Raw genomic sequence first — 14,490 nt, 5'->3', positions numbered from 1 at the left:
CAGCACGACCTCGGTGGCATCAGGGATCGAAGCGCCTAATTCGTGGGTCCATCTCGGACCGCATACGTGATCGTGCCGACCGGTGAGAGCGAGTACCGGAACTGAGATCCGCCCAAGGTCTGCGCGTACGTCGAAGGAGTAGCCACCGGACGAAACCGGGCTGAGGTCAAACAGCTTTCGATACCTGACCGATGCCTCCTCGTCCCGCCAGTAGTCGTGTAAGTACAACGGGAACTGTGAGTCGAAGTCGCCGCCCTGTTCGAACGCGGACAGAGCAGCCTTGGCTTCCGGCCGGTTCCGGTGCCGGGCGGGAAAGCTGGCTGCGTTCCGATCGACCTCGTCGTTGAAGTCCGCACCGTTGTGCGCCGCGGTCCCATACAGGAGCAGCCCGGCCAGGCCGTTGGGCCGCCCCAAGGCATATTCAAGGGCGACGAATCCCCCATGCGAGTGTCCCAGCACGAACGCGGAGGGAGCCGCGACATGTTCGATGAGGGCGGCCAGGTAGCGCGTGTAGGTGGGAACTGTGTAGCCGTCGGGGTTCTTCAGGCGTCCCGACTTGCCGCTGCCTACCGGCTCCAGATAGACCACGGTGAGGAACTGCTCGAGTTCAGGCATCCGCAGGTAGGTCCAGTCGATGCCGGGGCCGCCCGGGTGGACGAAACAGACTGGACCCTCCCCATGGACGTGGCAAAGCTGATCTACTCCGTCAACGGACATCGCGTGCGTTCCTGCTGCCAAAGTCTTCACGCCGAAAGAGACGGCTGAACCGGTGAATCGTTCATTCCGCGTTTGTTCACAGGAGCCCGCTTCGTCGAGCCTCGGGACCGCTCGGCCGTGACTGCCTGCCCTGACCGGCCGTGAACGAAAGCCCTGATCGTGCGTATGTGCTCCGAAAGCGTGTTCAGAGGAGCCGATTGTGATGGTCAATATCTACCGCGACCAGGATGCCGATCTTTCACTCATCAGGGGGCGCCGGGTCGCTGTGATCGGATACGGCAGCCAAGGCCACGCCCATGCCCTGTCGCTGCGGGACTCGGGGGTCGAGGTGCTCGTCGGACTGCCGGAGGGCGCGCGCAGCAGGGCCGTCGCAGCGGCGGAGAACTTCCAGGTGCGTACGCCGGCGGAAGCGTCTGCCTGGGCGGACGTCGTCATGGTGCTGGCCCCGGACGACGTTCAACCGGCCCTGGTCGCCGAGTCGATCCTCCCAGAGCTGGGTCCCGGTCAGGCGCTGGCCTTCGCGCACGGCTCAGCGATCCGTCTCGGCGCGGTCGGGGCACTGGTCGATATAGACGTCATCCTGATCGCACCGTTGGAATCCGGCGAGGTGGTCCGACGGCGATTCGTGACCGGGGCCGGGACGCGGGCGCTGATCGCGGTCGAACGGGACAGCACCGGAGGCGCGTTTAAGCTGGCGCTCTCGTACGCGAGGGCGATCGGAGCGACTCGTGAGGGGGCGATGCGCGGGACGGTCGACGCGGAGACTGATATCGACTTGTTCGGCGAGCAGGCACTGCTGGCGGGTGGAGTGGCCGCACTGCTGCGCAGCAGTCTCGAGATTCTCACCGAGGCGGGCTACGCGCCCGAGGCTGCGTACGCGGAATGCGAGAACGAGCTCAAGCAGATCGTCGAGCTGATCTGCCGGGGCGATGCCTCCCGGATGCCGGTTCCGCGTGCCAGGCGGGCCATCGACGCGCGAGTACGCGCCGACCTGCGGGCTCTTCTTACGGAGATCCTTACCCGCGCGACATCGTCTCAGCAAGAACGTCGCCGTCCGGCCCATCTGCGACTGGTCTCCAGCGCGGAGACTTCGCAGTGGGGTGGTTAGCGGTCCGACGGTCGTGAAACGGTACATAACGGGATGGAGAAAAGAGACCAAGTGTCCGAGTATGAAACGTTGACGTGGAGCACGTTCGGCTGGGCCGCTCGGCAATTGGCGCAGGCGGTTGCGGATGACGGCTTCCGGCCCGACCTGGTGCTCACGGTCGCGCGCGGTGGATTGTTGCCGGCCGGTGCCGTCGGCTACGCGTTGGACGTGAAGGACATCCGCCTGATCAACGTCGAGTTCTATACGGGAATCCAGCAACGGCGGGATCGTCCGGTGCTCCTGCCGCCCGTACCGCCAGCGGACGAGCTCGCCGGCGCGAAAGTCCTGGTGGTGGACGACGTCGCCGACACCGGAGCCACACTGGACCTGGTTCGAGATTTCTGTGCGGAACAGGTGGCCGAGGCGCGATGTGCGGTCTTGTACGAGAAGCCGCATTCCACGGTCAAGTGTGAGTACGTGTGGTCCCGCACTGACAGATGGATCAGGTTTCCGTGGTCGGGCCAGCCGCCGGTGGTGGTCCGGTAGCCGCCGGGCGGGTGTTGGGGAACCAGCGATCCCTGACTATCCAGTAATGAAGTTTATGCGGTTGGCGAGGAAGGACGGGCCGGCCCGTGCCCCGGTCGTGCTGCTGCTGCACGGCTTTCCGACCTCGTCCGCTCAGTTCCGTACGCTCATCCCGAAGCTGGTCGACAAGTACCACGTAATTGCCCCCGGCTACCAGTACGCGATGTACGTCTTCGACTCCGGCGCCCCGACCGGCTGTTGCCTCGCCCTCAAGGCGCCGAGAAGGTCACCGCGCTGATCGTGCAGAACGCCAACGCGTACGAGGAAGGGTTGAAGGGGTTCTGGGAGCCGATCAAGGGCGTACTGGGCCGAGGACAACGCCGAGCGGCGGGAGAAGCTGCGGCCGATCCTGTCCGACGAGACCACCCGCACCCCCGACCTCGTCGATCTGCACAAGGCAGAGCTGCACCTGCTCGACACCGGCGACTTCCTGCTCGAGGACCAGCTCGACGTCGCCGCCCTGCTGATCCGCGACTTCCTCGATCGCAGTCTCTGAACGCTTCGGGGCGCGCTGCAGGCCTGAATCGGTACGGACGGAGTGGCGGTCCGCGCAGGGCCTCCGGTGCGCACACATCTCGACCGAGACGACCTTCTTCACCGTGGTGAAGAAGGTCGTCTCGATTTCGGGTACGGCCAGCGGGCGCGTCCGAGGCAGGCAGCTTGCACCTACTTCTTGAGGCGACGGCTCCCGGCGTGCCAGTCCTCGACTTTGCCCGTCTCCTGAGTCGTGACGCCGAACGACGGCAGCTGCGGCCGTTCGCGCAGGCTGCGCTTGAGTTCGGCGAACCCGGGGAACTTGGCGAGACCGATGACGTGGTCCCACAGCTCCGACGCCTGTCCCACGTCGGGCAGCCGGCTGATGACCGGACCGAAGAACGCGACACCGTCCGGCGGCTCAAAATGCACGATCGGTGTGCCGACATCCTTACCCGTCAACGACAACGCCTCGTCCGACTCCGCCTGGATCTCCACGTCACGCGTCGTGTCATCGAGGAACTCGATGAGCGAGGTCGGCAGGCCGGCCTCGGCGAGCGCATCCGCGACCAGCGCGGGAGCCCCCTGCCAGCCGAACTCACGCCCTTCGTCGGGGCCGGCCTCCAGGATCCGCGCGCCCAAAGCAGCGTAGAGCGGGCCGATCACAGCCCGACCGTGTTTCTCGCGTATCGCCGAGGCCACTCGCAGCAGCCGCAGCCCCGCGCTGTGTTGTGCCTCATACTCCGGCGGGAAATGGCTGTCGTAGTCGATGTGCGAGTTGATCAGGCGCAGCGAGATGAACCGCCAGTCGACCGTATAGTCGCGTTGCGCCTGGACGATCCGGATCCACTTGCTCGTCATCCACGCGAACGGGCAGATCGGGTCGAAATAAAAGTTGATGTCAGCCTTTCCGGCCGCTCCCACACTCACGTCTCCATAATAGACATCACAGTTGAGTCGCCGACGATAGTGCGCTATCTCACGACCGTGGTCGAACCGCGGCGAGCGAGTGCCCCGTCCCGTTCGTGATGAGAGTCGCGGGGATGCATTGATGTGTGACACACATCACAAACGGCGATGCGAGGGCCGGTGATCGCTCGGCCCCTACCACCGTCTCAGCGGGTGAAGCAGGGCCAACAGAATCAGGCGGTTGCAGATGAGACACCCGGATGCGCCGAGCGCAGCGCTCGAATGCCTGGTCGCCGCACATCGCCGCATAGCGGCCGTGATACGGGGCGGTCATCAGCGTCACCGCGATTCGGGAATATATGAAGCTGTGCTCGGCGCACCGATTCCTGACCTCAATGTTCTGTACTGCATCAACTCTAATGCTGGTCGGGACGAGCTGTCCGCAGCGGCGGCGCGGATGGATGGTTATGGGCTGCCCTGGTCGCTCCAGGCGCCGGTCTCCGTCGCCGCCGGCGCCGCTGAGGTCGCGGCGAGCTACGGGCTCACCGTCGGCTCCACGGCACCCGTGATGGCGAAGCGACTCGTTCGGGCCGATGCAGTTCCTGTCCCAGGAACACGGCGTGCACGTGGCAACGACTCATCGACATATCTGCACACGCTGGCCGAAGGTTTCGAGTGCCTGCCGCAGCTGTTCGGCGGACTCTGCGAGGGCCAGGTACTCGATCAGCCGACGATTCGCGCGTTCCTTGCCGAAAAGGACGGCGTTCCTAGCGCGACTGCGCTGGGTGTCCAAGTCCGGGAGCTCACCGGAGTATTCAACGTGACGGTGCGTCCACGTTTCCGTGGCGGCGGTCACGGCGGGGCCGCGGCCGCCGCGGTGCTGGCCGATGCCTATCGGTCCGGGGCACGCACGGCCTTGCTCACGGCCCGCCCGAGGGGTTACGACCTGTTCCGCCGTATGGGCTTCGTGCAGATCGACACCTGGGTGGTCTTCGAGCGGCACCGTGCGGGCGCCGGGCCGGCCGGCCGGTGATGCCCGTCGACGCGTACTGCGATTCTTAGCCGGATTCTTTCGGTCAGCCGCGCCGCGTCCGTCGCGCAGTCCGGTCAGCAATGTCATTCAGAGGTCATTCGCGAGCCCGTGGCCCCTCCTAGCGTCCTGTGCGACCGCTAGGACATCGGGCGATAGGACCTGCAATGCCGCCTCACATCACCTGCCGCGAAGCCAACAGGCGCGCCAAGGAGCTCATCGACACGCATTGGATGCCACTCACCCGGTTTGTGCTGCCGTTCACCCGAGGGCAACAACAGGCGGCCGAGGACGTCGTTCAGGAGACGGTCATCCGAGCGTGGAAAAACCTCGACCAGCTCCCCGACAGCCCGGACGGAACCCGCCGGTGGCTCATGACCGTTGCGCGCCGGATCCTCATCGACCAGGCCCGCCGCACCAAGACCCGCCCGATCGGGCGGCCCCTTCCCGCTGATGAGTATGCCGGTAATGACGACGTCTCCAATACCGTCGTCGCCGCGGATTCGTTCCGTCACGGCCTCGAGACACTCAGCGTCAGCCAACGGCGCGTTCTCGATGAGATTTTTGTTAACAACCGCACCCCTCAAGAGGTCGCCGATCTTCTCGAAATTCCCCTCGGTACTGTCCGTTCGAGACAGCATTACGCTCTGCAAACGATGCGCCGGGCCGTACTCGGCTGAAAGCTCCCTCATCACACGGGTCGTCGCCTGTTTCGAGCGCACCGGGGCGGTCTCCATCACATTCCCCTATCGCCGTCGGGCCTGAGAGGCCCGCGCAGCGGTCCACGGGAGAGCGGCCGTGTTGGTGGAACCCGGGTAGTCGAACAAAGGCGCGGCAGCACCACGGTTCGTTGACTCCGAAGGTGGAGCGGTCCCACGCAGCGTCCGTCACGATGCCCCGAAGCTGGAAGTAGTAGTCGGCACGTTCGTGCACGGACCGGCCGGAGCGCAGATGCATCGATAGGCAGGTCGCGTGCAGTGCGGCCGACGACAGCCCTTGGCCGTGGATCGGGTTGAACGATGCGGCGGCGCCGCCCACGACGAACGTTCCGCCGGGCAACCGTTCGGCCGCCGCGTTGTCGTGACGGCGGCTGTCGTGGCGCTGGTAGGTGCGGACGTCGCCCAGTGGTTCGCATGCGGCGATTCTGCGGAAGACGTCCGGCAGATCCTCACGGCACCGGCGTAGAACATCCTCGATGTCCGGCCCAGGGCGGTAATCACCGGACCCGGCGAAGGACGGCATCCAGCGGTCATTGTCGATGGCGGTGAAGACCGCCGTCCCGAAGTCGCCGCCGTTGCCCGGAGGAGCCGTCGCCGGTAGATCGGTGCCCGGCGTCCGGCGCAGAAGACACGGTGGCGTAGTCGACGGCCGCGGAGTGCCGGACCAGCGAAGGGCTCGGCCATCCGGCGGCGTCGAGCCAGCTGTTGAGGGGGACCGGTCCATTCGCTCTCGGCGGTCAGGGGTAAGACGTGGACGTGGTTGCCCTGTGGTAGGCCGGGACGTGGTTGCTCGGTTCCGGCGGGGTGTCACGCTCAAGGATGGTCACAGAATCCGCTTGTGGGGTCAGCGCACGCGCGGCGAGCATCCCAGCGATGCCTCCGCCGAGCACTACCGCGACCCCGATGCCTGCCGATACCCCACGTGGGGTCTGGTGGATCCGATGTTCCCGGCGAGATTGATCATCCGGCTGGTCATGGTGTCTCCCGGTGACGTGGGCAAACCCGTTCGAATCACAGACGCATGTTCAGGAGATTCACTTCTTCGGCATGCTCGCTCGCCCGCCGATCCGGAGCACAGTGTCGTCGCGTGGAGGCCCATGCGGCGCCTCGGCTTCATCCTGTGGTGATCGTCATGATGTCCTTGATTGATTGAGTCAAAACAAGGACTAACGTCGGTGGGGTAGCCGACGCTGATGAGCTCATCAAGCGCGCGGGCTTGCGCAGCACAGTGCAACGCCGCGCGGTCCTTGATGTGCTATTGGCCAGGCCGCATCTAACAGCGCCCGAGATAGCGCACGCATCGCCGTCCGCCCAGTCGCATCAGGGGCTTTACAACGTGCTGGATGACCTACGCCGGGTGGGTCTGGTGCGTAGCTTCGAGCCGGCCGGCTCGATCGCACGATACGAGGCTCGACTCGGCGACGACCATCATCACCTGGTGTGCCGTAACTGTGGCGAGGTTGCCGACGTCGACTGCGCGACCGGCGTGCCGCCCTGTCTGGCTCCGATCGACAGTGCGGACTTCGCCGTCGTCGGCGAGGTCGAAGGTACCTGGTGGGGCGTCTGCGCCACCTGCGCCGCTCAGCGCTAGCGCCCGCCAAGGGCTCCGCTCCAGAAAGGAGCAAATATTTCCATCACCCAGGACATCGCGTCCACCGACGCCTTCCGCGCCCCCGCCCAGACCGATCGGCTGCAGCGGGCGGTGTTTCGCGGAGTCCACACGTTCATTACCACGGACCAGTGCAGCCTCGCCGTCCCCGATCAACGAGGTGAAAGAACACACACGGCCCTGCGCTGGGCCTACTTTCCGGTGGGCGAGGTGCGGAGGACGAAGGCCGCGACGACCTCCGCGAACCTCTCCGGCTCCTCGAAATGGGACGCGAGTCGCCCTGAGAAACCCGTGCCGATCGGCTCGATGTAAACCATCGTCAGGCTGACGCCCGGCGTGGACGGCCACCCCCGACGCTCTGGCCACCGTGGAAACTATACCCGCCGTCCCCATCGGATGTGACCGATGTCTCCCACCGCCTGATCCGTCGACCGAGGCGCCAGGAAAGCGCGAGCACCAGTGAATCAAGGACGATTTGTTTCGTCTGTTCATTCGGGTCGGCTGACTACCTACCAATGCCTCGACGAGGCGCCAGCCGACCGATCCGAAAGGGCTGGGAATGAGGAGAATTCTGGCGGCTGTCGTCACTATGGCGGCCGGCCTGCTGCTCGGCGGCGCCGCGATGCCGTTGACGGCTCAGGCGCACGACGACCAGGGCGGATTTGACCCTCCGTCGCTGGCCTGGGGCACCTGCGATGACCCGCGGCTTCAGCAGCTGGGCGCCGAATGCGGTTTCGTCCCTGTACCTCTGGACTATGTCCGCCCCGGCGGCGCGAAGATCGAGATCGCGGTGTCGCGTATCAAGCACACGTCGCCGGAAAAGGACTACCAGGGCGTGATGCTGACCAACCCCGGCGGCCCGGGCGGGTCGGGGCTGGTCTATCCGCTGCTTAGCCAGTTCGTGCCGGACGGTGTCGGAGCCGACTACGACTGGATCGGCTTCGACCCGCGAGGCGTCGGGTCTAGCAAGCCCGCGCTGAGCTGCGACGTCAACTACGCGGGCTACAACCGTCCCTACTACGTGCCGGAGACCCCCACGCTCGAGAAGACGTGGCTCGACCGGACCAAGGCGTACGCACGAGACTGCGACCGTGCCGGCGGCGCGCTGCTCGACCACCTGAAGACAACGGACAACGTCGCCGACATGGAGAGCATCCGTCGCGCCCTCGGGGCCAAGCAGATCAACTTCTACGGCTTCTCGTACGGCACCTACCTCGCTCAGGTCTACGCCACCCAACACCCCGATCGCGTACGGCGGATGGTGCTGGACGGCAACGTCGACCCCCGCCGGGTGTGGTACGGGGCGAACCTCGACCAGGAGGCTGCGTTCGACCAGAACATCAACACCTATTTCGGTTGGCTCGCACAGCACGACGCGACCTACCACCTGGGCAAGACGGCCAACGTGGTACGCGCGAAGTACTACACCACCCAGCAGAAGCTGCGCACCGCCCCGGCCGCCGGCAAGATCGGCCCAGATGAGTGGACCGACATCTTCACGTCGGCCGGCTACTACGTGTTCGGCTGGGCGGACGTAGCCACGGCGTTCTCGACGTGGGTCAACAGCGGCGACGCGAGCGGTCTGCTGGGCCTTTACGCCGCGCCCGGCGGGGCCAGCGCCGACAACAGCTACGCGATCTACCTGGCCACCAGCTGCACCGACACCCAGTGGCCGCAGAACTGGTCAACGTGGAAGCGGGACGCGTGGTCGATCCACGCGAAGCACCCCTTCGGCGCGTGGAGCAACACCTGGTTCAACGCCCCCTGCCGCAACTGGGCCGCGGAGCCCGGCACCGCGGTGCGCGTCGACGGCGCGAAGACCCCCTCGGTCCTGCTGATCAACGAGACCAACGACGCGGCCACGCCGTACGCGGGCGCTCTCGAGGTTCGCAAGCGCTTCCCGCGATCGGTCCTCGTCGAGGGCGTGGGCGGGACCACGCACGCGGGGTCGCTGAACGGTGTCGCGTGCGTCGACAACACGATCGCATCCTATCTGCACGACGGCACTCTTCCCGCACGAGGTAAGGCTGACCACTCCGACAAGCAGTGCGACCCTGTGCCCGTGCCCGACCCGACCGCTGCGAAGGCTAAGACAGCCGCAAGCATCACCCGAGCCGACCTCCAGCACCTGATCGGTCGCTGAGCGAAAGGAGCGAACTAACCGGGTGCGACGCGGATCGGGGCCATTCCTCGTCCGCAACGGGCCACGAACCCGCGTCGCACCCGGCCATTGCCGGGCCACTGCGTTTATGTGGTGGGCAATGCGAGGGATATGGCATCCATTTGGCTGCCACACGGGCCTTGCCTCTGAATCTTGGACACTTGAACCTGGGATCGTGAGGTCCTGGGAGTCAGGAGTTCTGCAAGATCATGGTGAACAAGCATTATCCGCCTGAGTTCAGGGCTGAGGCGGTGGCGTTGTACCGGTCGCGGCCGGGGGCGACGTACGCGTCGATCGCTGATGACCTGGGCGTGAACCGGGAAACCCTGTGAAGCTGGGTCCGGCTCGACGACGAGCGGCGCGGCACCGGCGGTCCACGTCCGGCTCGCCCGGCCGCGGCGGCCGAGCGGGAGTCTGGCACGGTCGAGCAGGAGAACGCCGAGTTGCGGCGCCGGGTTCGCCAGCTGGAGGAAGAACGCGACATTCTGCGGAAGGCGGCCCGGTATTTCGCCGGGGAGACGCGCTGGTGAGGACGCGTAAGGAATTTACTGCCCGGGTTCATCGGTTCCTTCGGGTCCACTGTGGTATTTGGCGTGGGTGACGATCTCGGAAGCGGTCATAACGGCTCTGGATTGAAAGTTCGCCGCCTTGTTGCCGCACCTGAACAAGCGGCAGCGCCGCTTGTTCCTGGCGGCCGAGGCAGGTGCGCTCGGACATGGCGGAATCGCCGCGGTGGCCCGGCTGGCGGAGGTGTCGGAGTCGACGATCGCGCGGGGAAGTGCCGAACTTGCTGGCGGCACGCTACGGGGCGCCGCGGGTCACCGCCGAACTCCACGATGCCGGGCTGGTGGTCAACCGTAAGAAGGTGGCCCGGGTGATGCGCTGGCACCACATCGCCGGGCTGCGGCTGCGCCGGCGGGTGCAGACCGCCATCGCTGATCCGGCCGCGGTGACGGCACCGGATCTGATCGGCCGGGACTTTACCGCGAACAACATCAATCAGCGGTACGTCGGTGACATCACCTATCTGCCGGTCGGTGAACGCGGATTCCTTTACCTGGCAACGGTTATCGATCTGCATTTACGGCGTCTGGCCGGGTGGGCGATCGCCGATCAGATGCGCACCGACCTGGTCGTCGACGCCCTGCGCGCCGCTGGGCGGACCCGGGGCGGCCTCGACGGAGCCGTTTTCACAGCGATCACGGAGCCCAATACACATCGAAGGCCTTCGCTACTGCCTGCGCAGCGGCCGGGGTTCGGCAGTCGATGAGCAAGGTCGGCAGTTCGGCCGACAACGCCCTGGCCGAGTCGTTCAACGCCAGCTTCAAACGCGAGACCTTGCAAGGCCGCCGCGCGTTCACCGACGAACGCGATGCCCGGCTGAGCTCGTTCCGCTGGCTGCACCGTTACAACACCGTCCGCCGCCACTCCCGGCTCGGACAGCGATCCCCGATCAACTACGAGAACACCATCCGACCGGCACCAGCTACGCTGGCCCCAGCCGCATAAACCCCGTGTCCAAGATCCGGGGGTTAGGCCCTCCGGGCCGGATTCAAGTAGTGGGTCGGCAGGGCGCAGCGTCCGCGTCCTTAGGCCGTTGCCGAGGCTAGCTAGAAGCGCGTCCACACCCCGATTCCGACGTGCACGTCTTCTACCGCTGGTGCTCCGAGCAGGTTCTCGACGCTAGCCTTGCGCTGGGTCGACGCTGAGCGATACCTGCTCTGCCTTCACGTTCACAGTGGATTGGCGAGCTGAACTTCCCACCCCAGGTTGCAGGACGAGCGGCGACGGGCTAAGAGCGCCAAGTCGGAACCTGTTCCGCGGCCCGCCCCAAAGCCTCCTCCCTCTCCTTGGCCCTCTCGTCAAGAGCCGCGAGTTCCGGCTGCCCGACACCAGTGATTCGTACCAACGAGGCCAACCCACCGCTGAGCATGTAGTTCGCTGCCACTGTCGCAACCGACAGGGCATGTAGCTCGAGGAGCCGGCTATCGCCCTTCTGTGCCTGTTCGACCTCGATGTAGAGGGCCAACATGGCTCATGGCCAAGCGGACCGGCGGGACAGTGGAGGTCGTCCGGGGCGCCTCGTATCTGGTGTTCGTGTCGCAGCCGGGCAGAACCACGGCGTTCATCGAGAGGGCGGCGAGGGAGACGGGCCGCTGAGTGAGTGCCCGCCGGCAACCGGTCGCCGACGGGCTATTCCTCATGTCGCTGCCGAGATGATGCGGGCGGCCTCTCCTGCCGGGTCCTCGTCGGCCATCGCCGCGGCGACGCGCTTGGCTCGCAGCGTCACGTCCTCGGCCAGCAGCGGCTTGATCAGCTCGGTCAGGGAGGCGGCTGTCGCGTCAGAACGACGCATTGTCGCGCCGATGCCGAGCCGCGCCACGGCCTGGCCCCAGAAGTGCTGGTCGGCGAAGACGGAACACACCACGGTCGGCAGGCCCGCGCCGACCGACGCGGCCGTGGTTCCGGCGCCGCCGTGATGGACCGCCAGGCGGCAGCGGGGCAGGACCCGGTCGTGGTCGAGGCCCGCGACCACACGGACCCGGCCGTCGTCGGCTGTGGTGTCACGGGGCAGATCGCTCCAGCCGGCGGCAACCAGTGCCCGCGTGCCCAGCCGGCGGGATGCCTCGGTGATCATGTCCAGAGTCTTCCGGCCGTCGCGGACGGGCATGCTGCCGAAGCCGTAATAGATCGGCGGCTCGTCGGCGGCCAGCCAGCGGTCGAGCCCGGCGTCCTGGTGGTCGCCGCGGATCGCGGCGCGCTGCAACTCGGTCAATCGGAGGTTGCCGACCAGGGGGCGCCGGTCGTCCCATTCGGCCAATTCCGGCACCAGGTGTCGGCTGTAGGCCTGGATCTCCGGCGCCTGTGCCGCCGCCAGGCGAACCGAGACAGGCGCCGTCGCCTTGGGCAGGTGCAGCCGGCCTCGCAGGATGTTGACGTCGGGGCGATCACGCCGCCACAACATCCTCTCGGCGACCTGATAGGTGAGGCGGTTGCCGAGTGGTGTCAACGACCGGGTGCCGATCAGCGGCGACGGCAGGCGCCCGTTCGGCCGGTTCGGCGCGTAGTGCAGTCCGACGAACGGGACGCCGAGCCACTCGGCGATCGAGGACGTCTCCTCCTCGACGAGACGGGTGCCCACCACGACGTCGGTACTGCCGGCCGCCGCGATCAGGTCGTCGTGCAGGGTCGGGGCGACCTCGTGTTTCTTGTCGAGCATCCGGCGGACGTACGCCCGCACGTCGCCCCGCGCCAGCATGTCCCGGCCCTCCGGCGAGCTGAGGAACTCATGGGCATCTACATTAATCGGGTGGACGTCGGCGCCGGTCTGGCGGGCGAACTCCACCGAGTCGATCGGCGCGGCGACGACCACGTCGTGACCGTACTCTCGTAGCCGCCCGCCGAGGGCCAGCCCGGGTTCGACGTCGCCTCGGCTACCGAAAGCGAAGACAGCAATGCGCACAGTCGTCCTTTCCTCAAGGGCGAGACGATCCCAGCCCCTACTGAACGAACGGACGGATTCCCAAGCTATTCAAGGGGATGTTCTCCGATAGACCTGCCATCAAGTCGTTGTCCATCGAGCCATTTTCATCCTGAGTAGGTCGGGTTCTCGACGTGGTGCAGGACCAGGATGGCCTGCACGATTGGAGTGGCCCGGTGAGGGCTGCAGCGGAGTTTCGTCAGGGTCTTCCAGGTCTTAGGGGTGGCGTTGGCGCGTTCGCCGATGGCACGGATCCGGGCGTGGGCCCGGTTGGCTTTCTTCTGCCAGGCGGAGAGTTTCGGCCGGTAGCGGTGTCGTTTGAACGGTGTCCGGATGCTGCCGCGGGCGCCTTGGTAGGCCTTGTCGGCGAACGTCATCACCTTCGCGCTGGTCAACGCAGCGATGATGGCGTGGGTGCGGGCGGCGGTCAGGTCATGAACAGCGCCGGGCAGGGCCGCTGATGCCCAGACGAGCCGACCGGCTGCATCGGCTATGACCTGCACGTTTACGCCGTGTCGGCGGCGTTTGCCCGAGTAGTAGGGCTTCTGGTCGGCGACCCGGTCGATCGGGATCAGGGTGCCGTCGAGGATTGTGTAGGCGAGCAGCCGGATCTTGGTCATCGCCGCTTCCAGGTCGTCGGCGGTGGCGGCGCCCCAGGAGTACGGCCTCGACGCCGTGCGCGCGATCGCCGCGAAGTACCGCTTCGACCTCACCGGCGGCAGGGATTCGTCGATCACTCTTGGTTCACCTGCCTCGCCTCGAAGGCTACGGAACCATCCCGCCGTTCAAGAACGGGCCCGCCCTCGGCGGTTACGGGGCCATCGCGATGAAGGACGCGCTCCAGTCGACGATGACCACCACGCCCGCCGAACTGCTCCGGTGTCCCTGACCTGGGACCGCGGCAAGGAACTTTCCGCACATGCCCAGTTCAAGATAGACACCGGCATCGCGGTCTACTTCGCCGACCCGCACTCGCCCTGGCAGCGCGGCACGAACGAGAACACCAACGGTCTGCTGCGCCAGTACTTCCCCAAGGGCACCGATCTGTCCCGCTGGGACCTCGACGACCTCCTCGCCGTCCAGGCAGCCATCAACAACAGACCCCGCAAGGTCCTCGGTTGGAAGACGCCCGCCGAGGCTCTCGACGAGCAGCTACGGTTGCTTCAACCATCAGACGTTGCAACGACCGGTTGAATCCGGGCAATACACATCCAAGGCCTTCGCGACCGCCTGCGAAACGGCCGGGGTCCGTCAATCGATGAGCAAGGTCGGCAGTTCGGCTGACAACGCCCTCGCCGAGTCGTTCAACGCGACGTTCAAATGCGAAACCTTGCAGGGCCAGCGCGCGTTCACCGACGAAGGCGAAGCCCGGCTGAGCTCGTTCCGCTGGTTGTACCGCTACAACACCCTCCGGCGCCACCCCGGCTCGGAAAGCAGTCCCCGATCACCTACGGGAATACCATCCGACGGGCACCAGCTACGCTCCCCCTGCCGCATAGCCCGTGTCCAAAGTCCGGGGTCAAGCCCCCCGATCCACCGGAGCGCGGAGCTGGGGGGCTGCCCGGCGGGGGTTTCGGCCTGGCAGTACGGCTAACGGGCCGCGTGCGTGGCTGTGACCGGGAACCCGACGATCGCGCTTGCATTGACACTGATGTGAACGTTGGATTCTGGTCGCGTGAACGACGTGACGAGTTCAGCTACGAGTCCTATCAGGGTCG

11 protein-coding genes and 4 pseudogenes are annotated in these 14,490 nt (G+C 66.2%); 10 read left to right on the top strand and 5 right to left on the bottom strand.

The window, feature by feature from the left end:
- Positions 1-747, bottom strand: a 747-nt coding sequence (locus EER30_RS46210) for an alpha/beta fold hydrolase (protein WP_164842790.1), incomplete at its 3' end; no start/stop codon positions are given.
- 172 nt (positions 748-919) lie between these two features.
- On the opposite strand from EER30_RS46210, the gene ilvC reads away from it, so the two are divergent.
- From ilvC to EER30_RS49330, 3 genes are read left to right on the top strand one after another with little or no spacing between them, the layout of a single operon-like run.
- Entirely contained in the window at positions 920-1,825 is a 906-nt protein-coding gene (ilvC, locus tag EER30_RS46205; RefSeq protein ID WP_127509572.1) for a ketol-acid reductoisomerase, read from the top strand.
- A gap of 33 nt (positions 1,826-1,858) precedes the next feature.
- Positions 1,859-2,350: a phosphoribosyltransferase gene (locus tag EER30_RS46200; RefSeq protein WP_127509569.1), complete on the top strand. Its 492-nt coding sequence runs from the start codon at positions 1,859-1,861 to the stop codon at positions 2,348-2,350.
- 46 nt (positions 2,351-2,396) lie between these two features.
- The gene (locus tag EER30_RS49330) at positions 2,397-2,627 is read left to right on the top strand and encodes an alpha/beta fold hydrolase (RefSeq protein WP_127509566.1); all 231 of its coding nucleotides are present in this window, start codon (positions 2,397-2,399) and stop codon (positions 2,625-2,627) included.
- A 54-nt stretch (positions 2,628-2,681) separates the two neighbouring features.
- Here EER30_RS49330 and EER30_RS49325 read toward each other — a convergent pair whose 3' ends face one another.
- Positions 2,682-2,987, bottom strand: a complete 306-nt coding sequence (locus tag EER30_RS49325) for a hypothetical protein (protein ID WP_127509563.1) — start codon at positions 2,985-2,987, stop codon at positions 2,682-2,684.
- 68 nt (positions 2,988-3,055) lie between these two features.
- Positions 3,056-3,793 (bottom strand): mycothiol-dependent nitroreductase Rv2466c family protein, encoded by a 738-nt coding sequence (locus tag EER30_RS46185; RefSeq protein ID WP_127509560.1) that lies wholly within the window; start codon positions 3,791-3,793, stop codon positions 3,056-3,058.
- A gap of 226 nt (positions 3,794-4,019) precedes the next feature.
- Between EER30_RS46185 and EER30_RS47805 the strand changes: the two genes are divergently transcribed.
- The 5 genes and pseudogenes from EER30_RS47805 to EER30_RS50200 all read left to right on the top strand — a co-directional run bounded on the left by EER30_RS47805 (position 4,020) and on the right by EER30_RS50200 (position 10,800).
- Positions 4,020-4,805 (top strand): GNAT family N-acetyltransferase, encoded by a 786-nt coding sequence (locus EER30_RS47805; RefSeq protein WP_349290925.1) that lies wholly within the window; start codon positions 4,020-4,022, stop codon positions 4,803-4,805.
- A gap of 164 nt (positions 4,806-4,969) precedes the next feature.
- Positions 4,970-5,482, top strand: coding sequence for a sigma-70 family RNA polymerase sigma factor (locus EER30_RS46175; RefSeq protein ID WP_127509557.1), 513 nt, complete (start codon positions 4,970-4,972; stop codon positions 5,480-5,482).
- Between the two features lie 1,240 nt (positions 5,483-6,722).
- Positions 6,723-7,112, top strand: coding sequence for a Fur family transcriptional regulator (locus EER30_RS46170; protein ID WP_127509555.1), 390 nt, complete (start codon positions 6,723-6,725; stop codon positions 7,110-7,112).
- Positions 7,113-7,689: 577 nt separating this feature from the next.
- Positions 7,690-9,273, top strand: a complete 1,584-nt coding sequence (locus EER30_RS46165) for an alpha/beta hydrolase (protein WP_127509552.1) — start codon at positions 7,690-7,692, stop codon at positions 9,271-9,273.
- A 227-nt stretch (positions 9,274-9,500) separates the two neighbouring features.
- A pseudogene (locus tag EER30_RS50200) lies at positions 9,501-10,800 on the top strand (IS3 family transposase).
- 691 nt (positions 10,801-11,491) lie between these two features.
- Here EER30_RS50200 and EER30_RS46145 read toward each other — a convergent pair.
- Entirely contained in the window at positions 11,492-12,754 is a 1,263-nt protein-coding gene (locus EER30_RS46145) for a glycosyltransferase (protein ID WP_164842786.1), read from the bottom strand.
- Positions 12,755-12,879: 125 nt separating this feature from the next.
- Positions 12,880-13,422: pseudogene (locus tag EER30_RS46140) on the bottom strand (transposase family protein); the annotation flags it as partial.
- 41 nt (positions 13,423-13,463) lie between these two features.
- Between EER30_RS46140 and EER30_RS46135 the strand changes: the two are divergent.
- Together EER30_RS46135 and EER30_RS46130 are read left to right on the top strand one after the other, a co-directional pair.
- Positions 13,464-13,966 (top strand): annotated as a pseudogene (locus EER30_RS46135) (IS30 family transposase); the annotation flags it as partial.
- 10 nt (positions 13,967-13,976) lie between these two features.
- Positions 13,977-14,260, top strand: a pseudogene (locus EER30_RS46130) (integrase core domain-containing protein); the annotation flags it as partial.
- Between the last annotated feature and the right edge of the window lie 230 nt (positions 14,261-14,490).

The organism is Actinoplanes solisilvae (assembly GCF_003999975.1).
GTDB lineage: Bacteria > Actinomycetota > Actinomycetes > Mycobacteriales > Micromonosporaceae > Actinoplanes > Actinoplanes solisilvae.
Note: the sequence above shows the minus strand (reverse complement) of the source record. Positions and strands in the feature narration are given on the sequence as shown.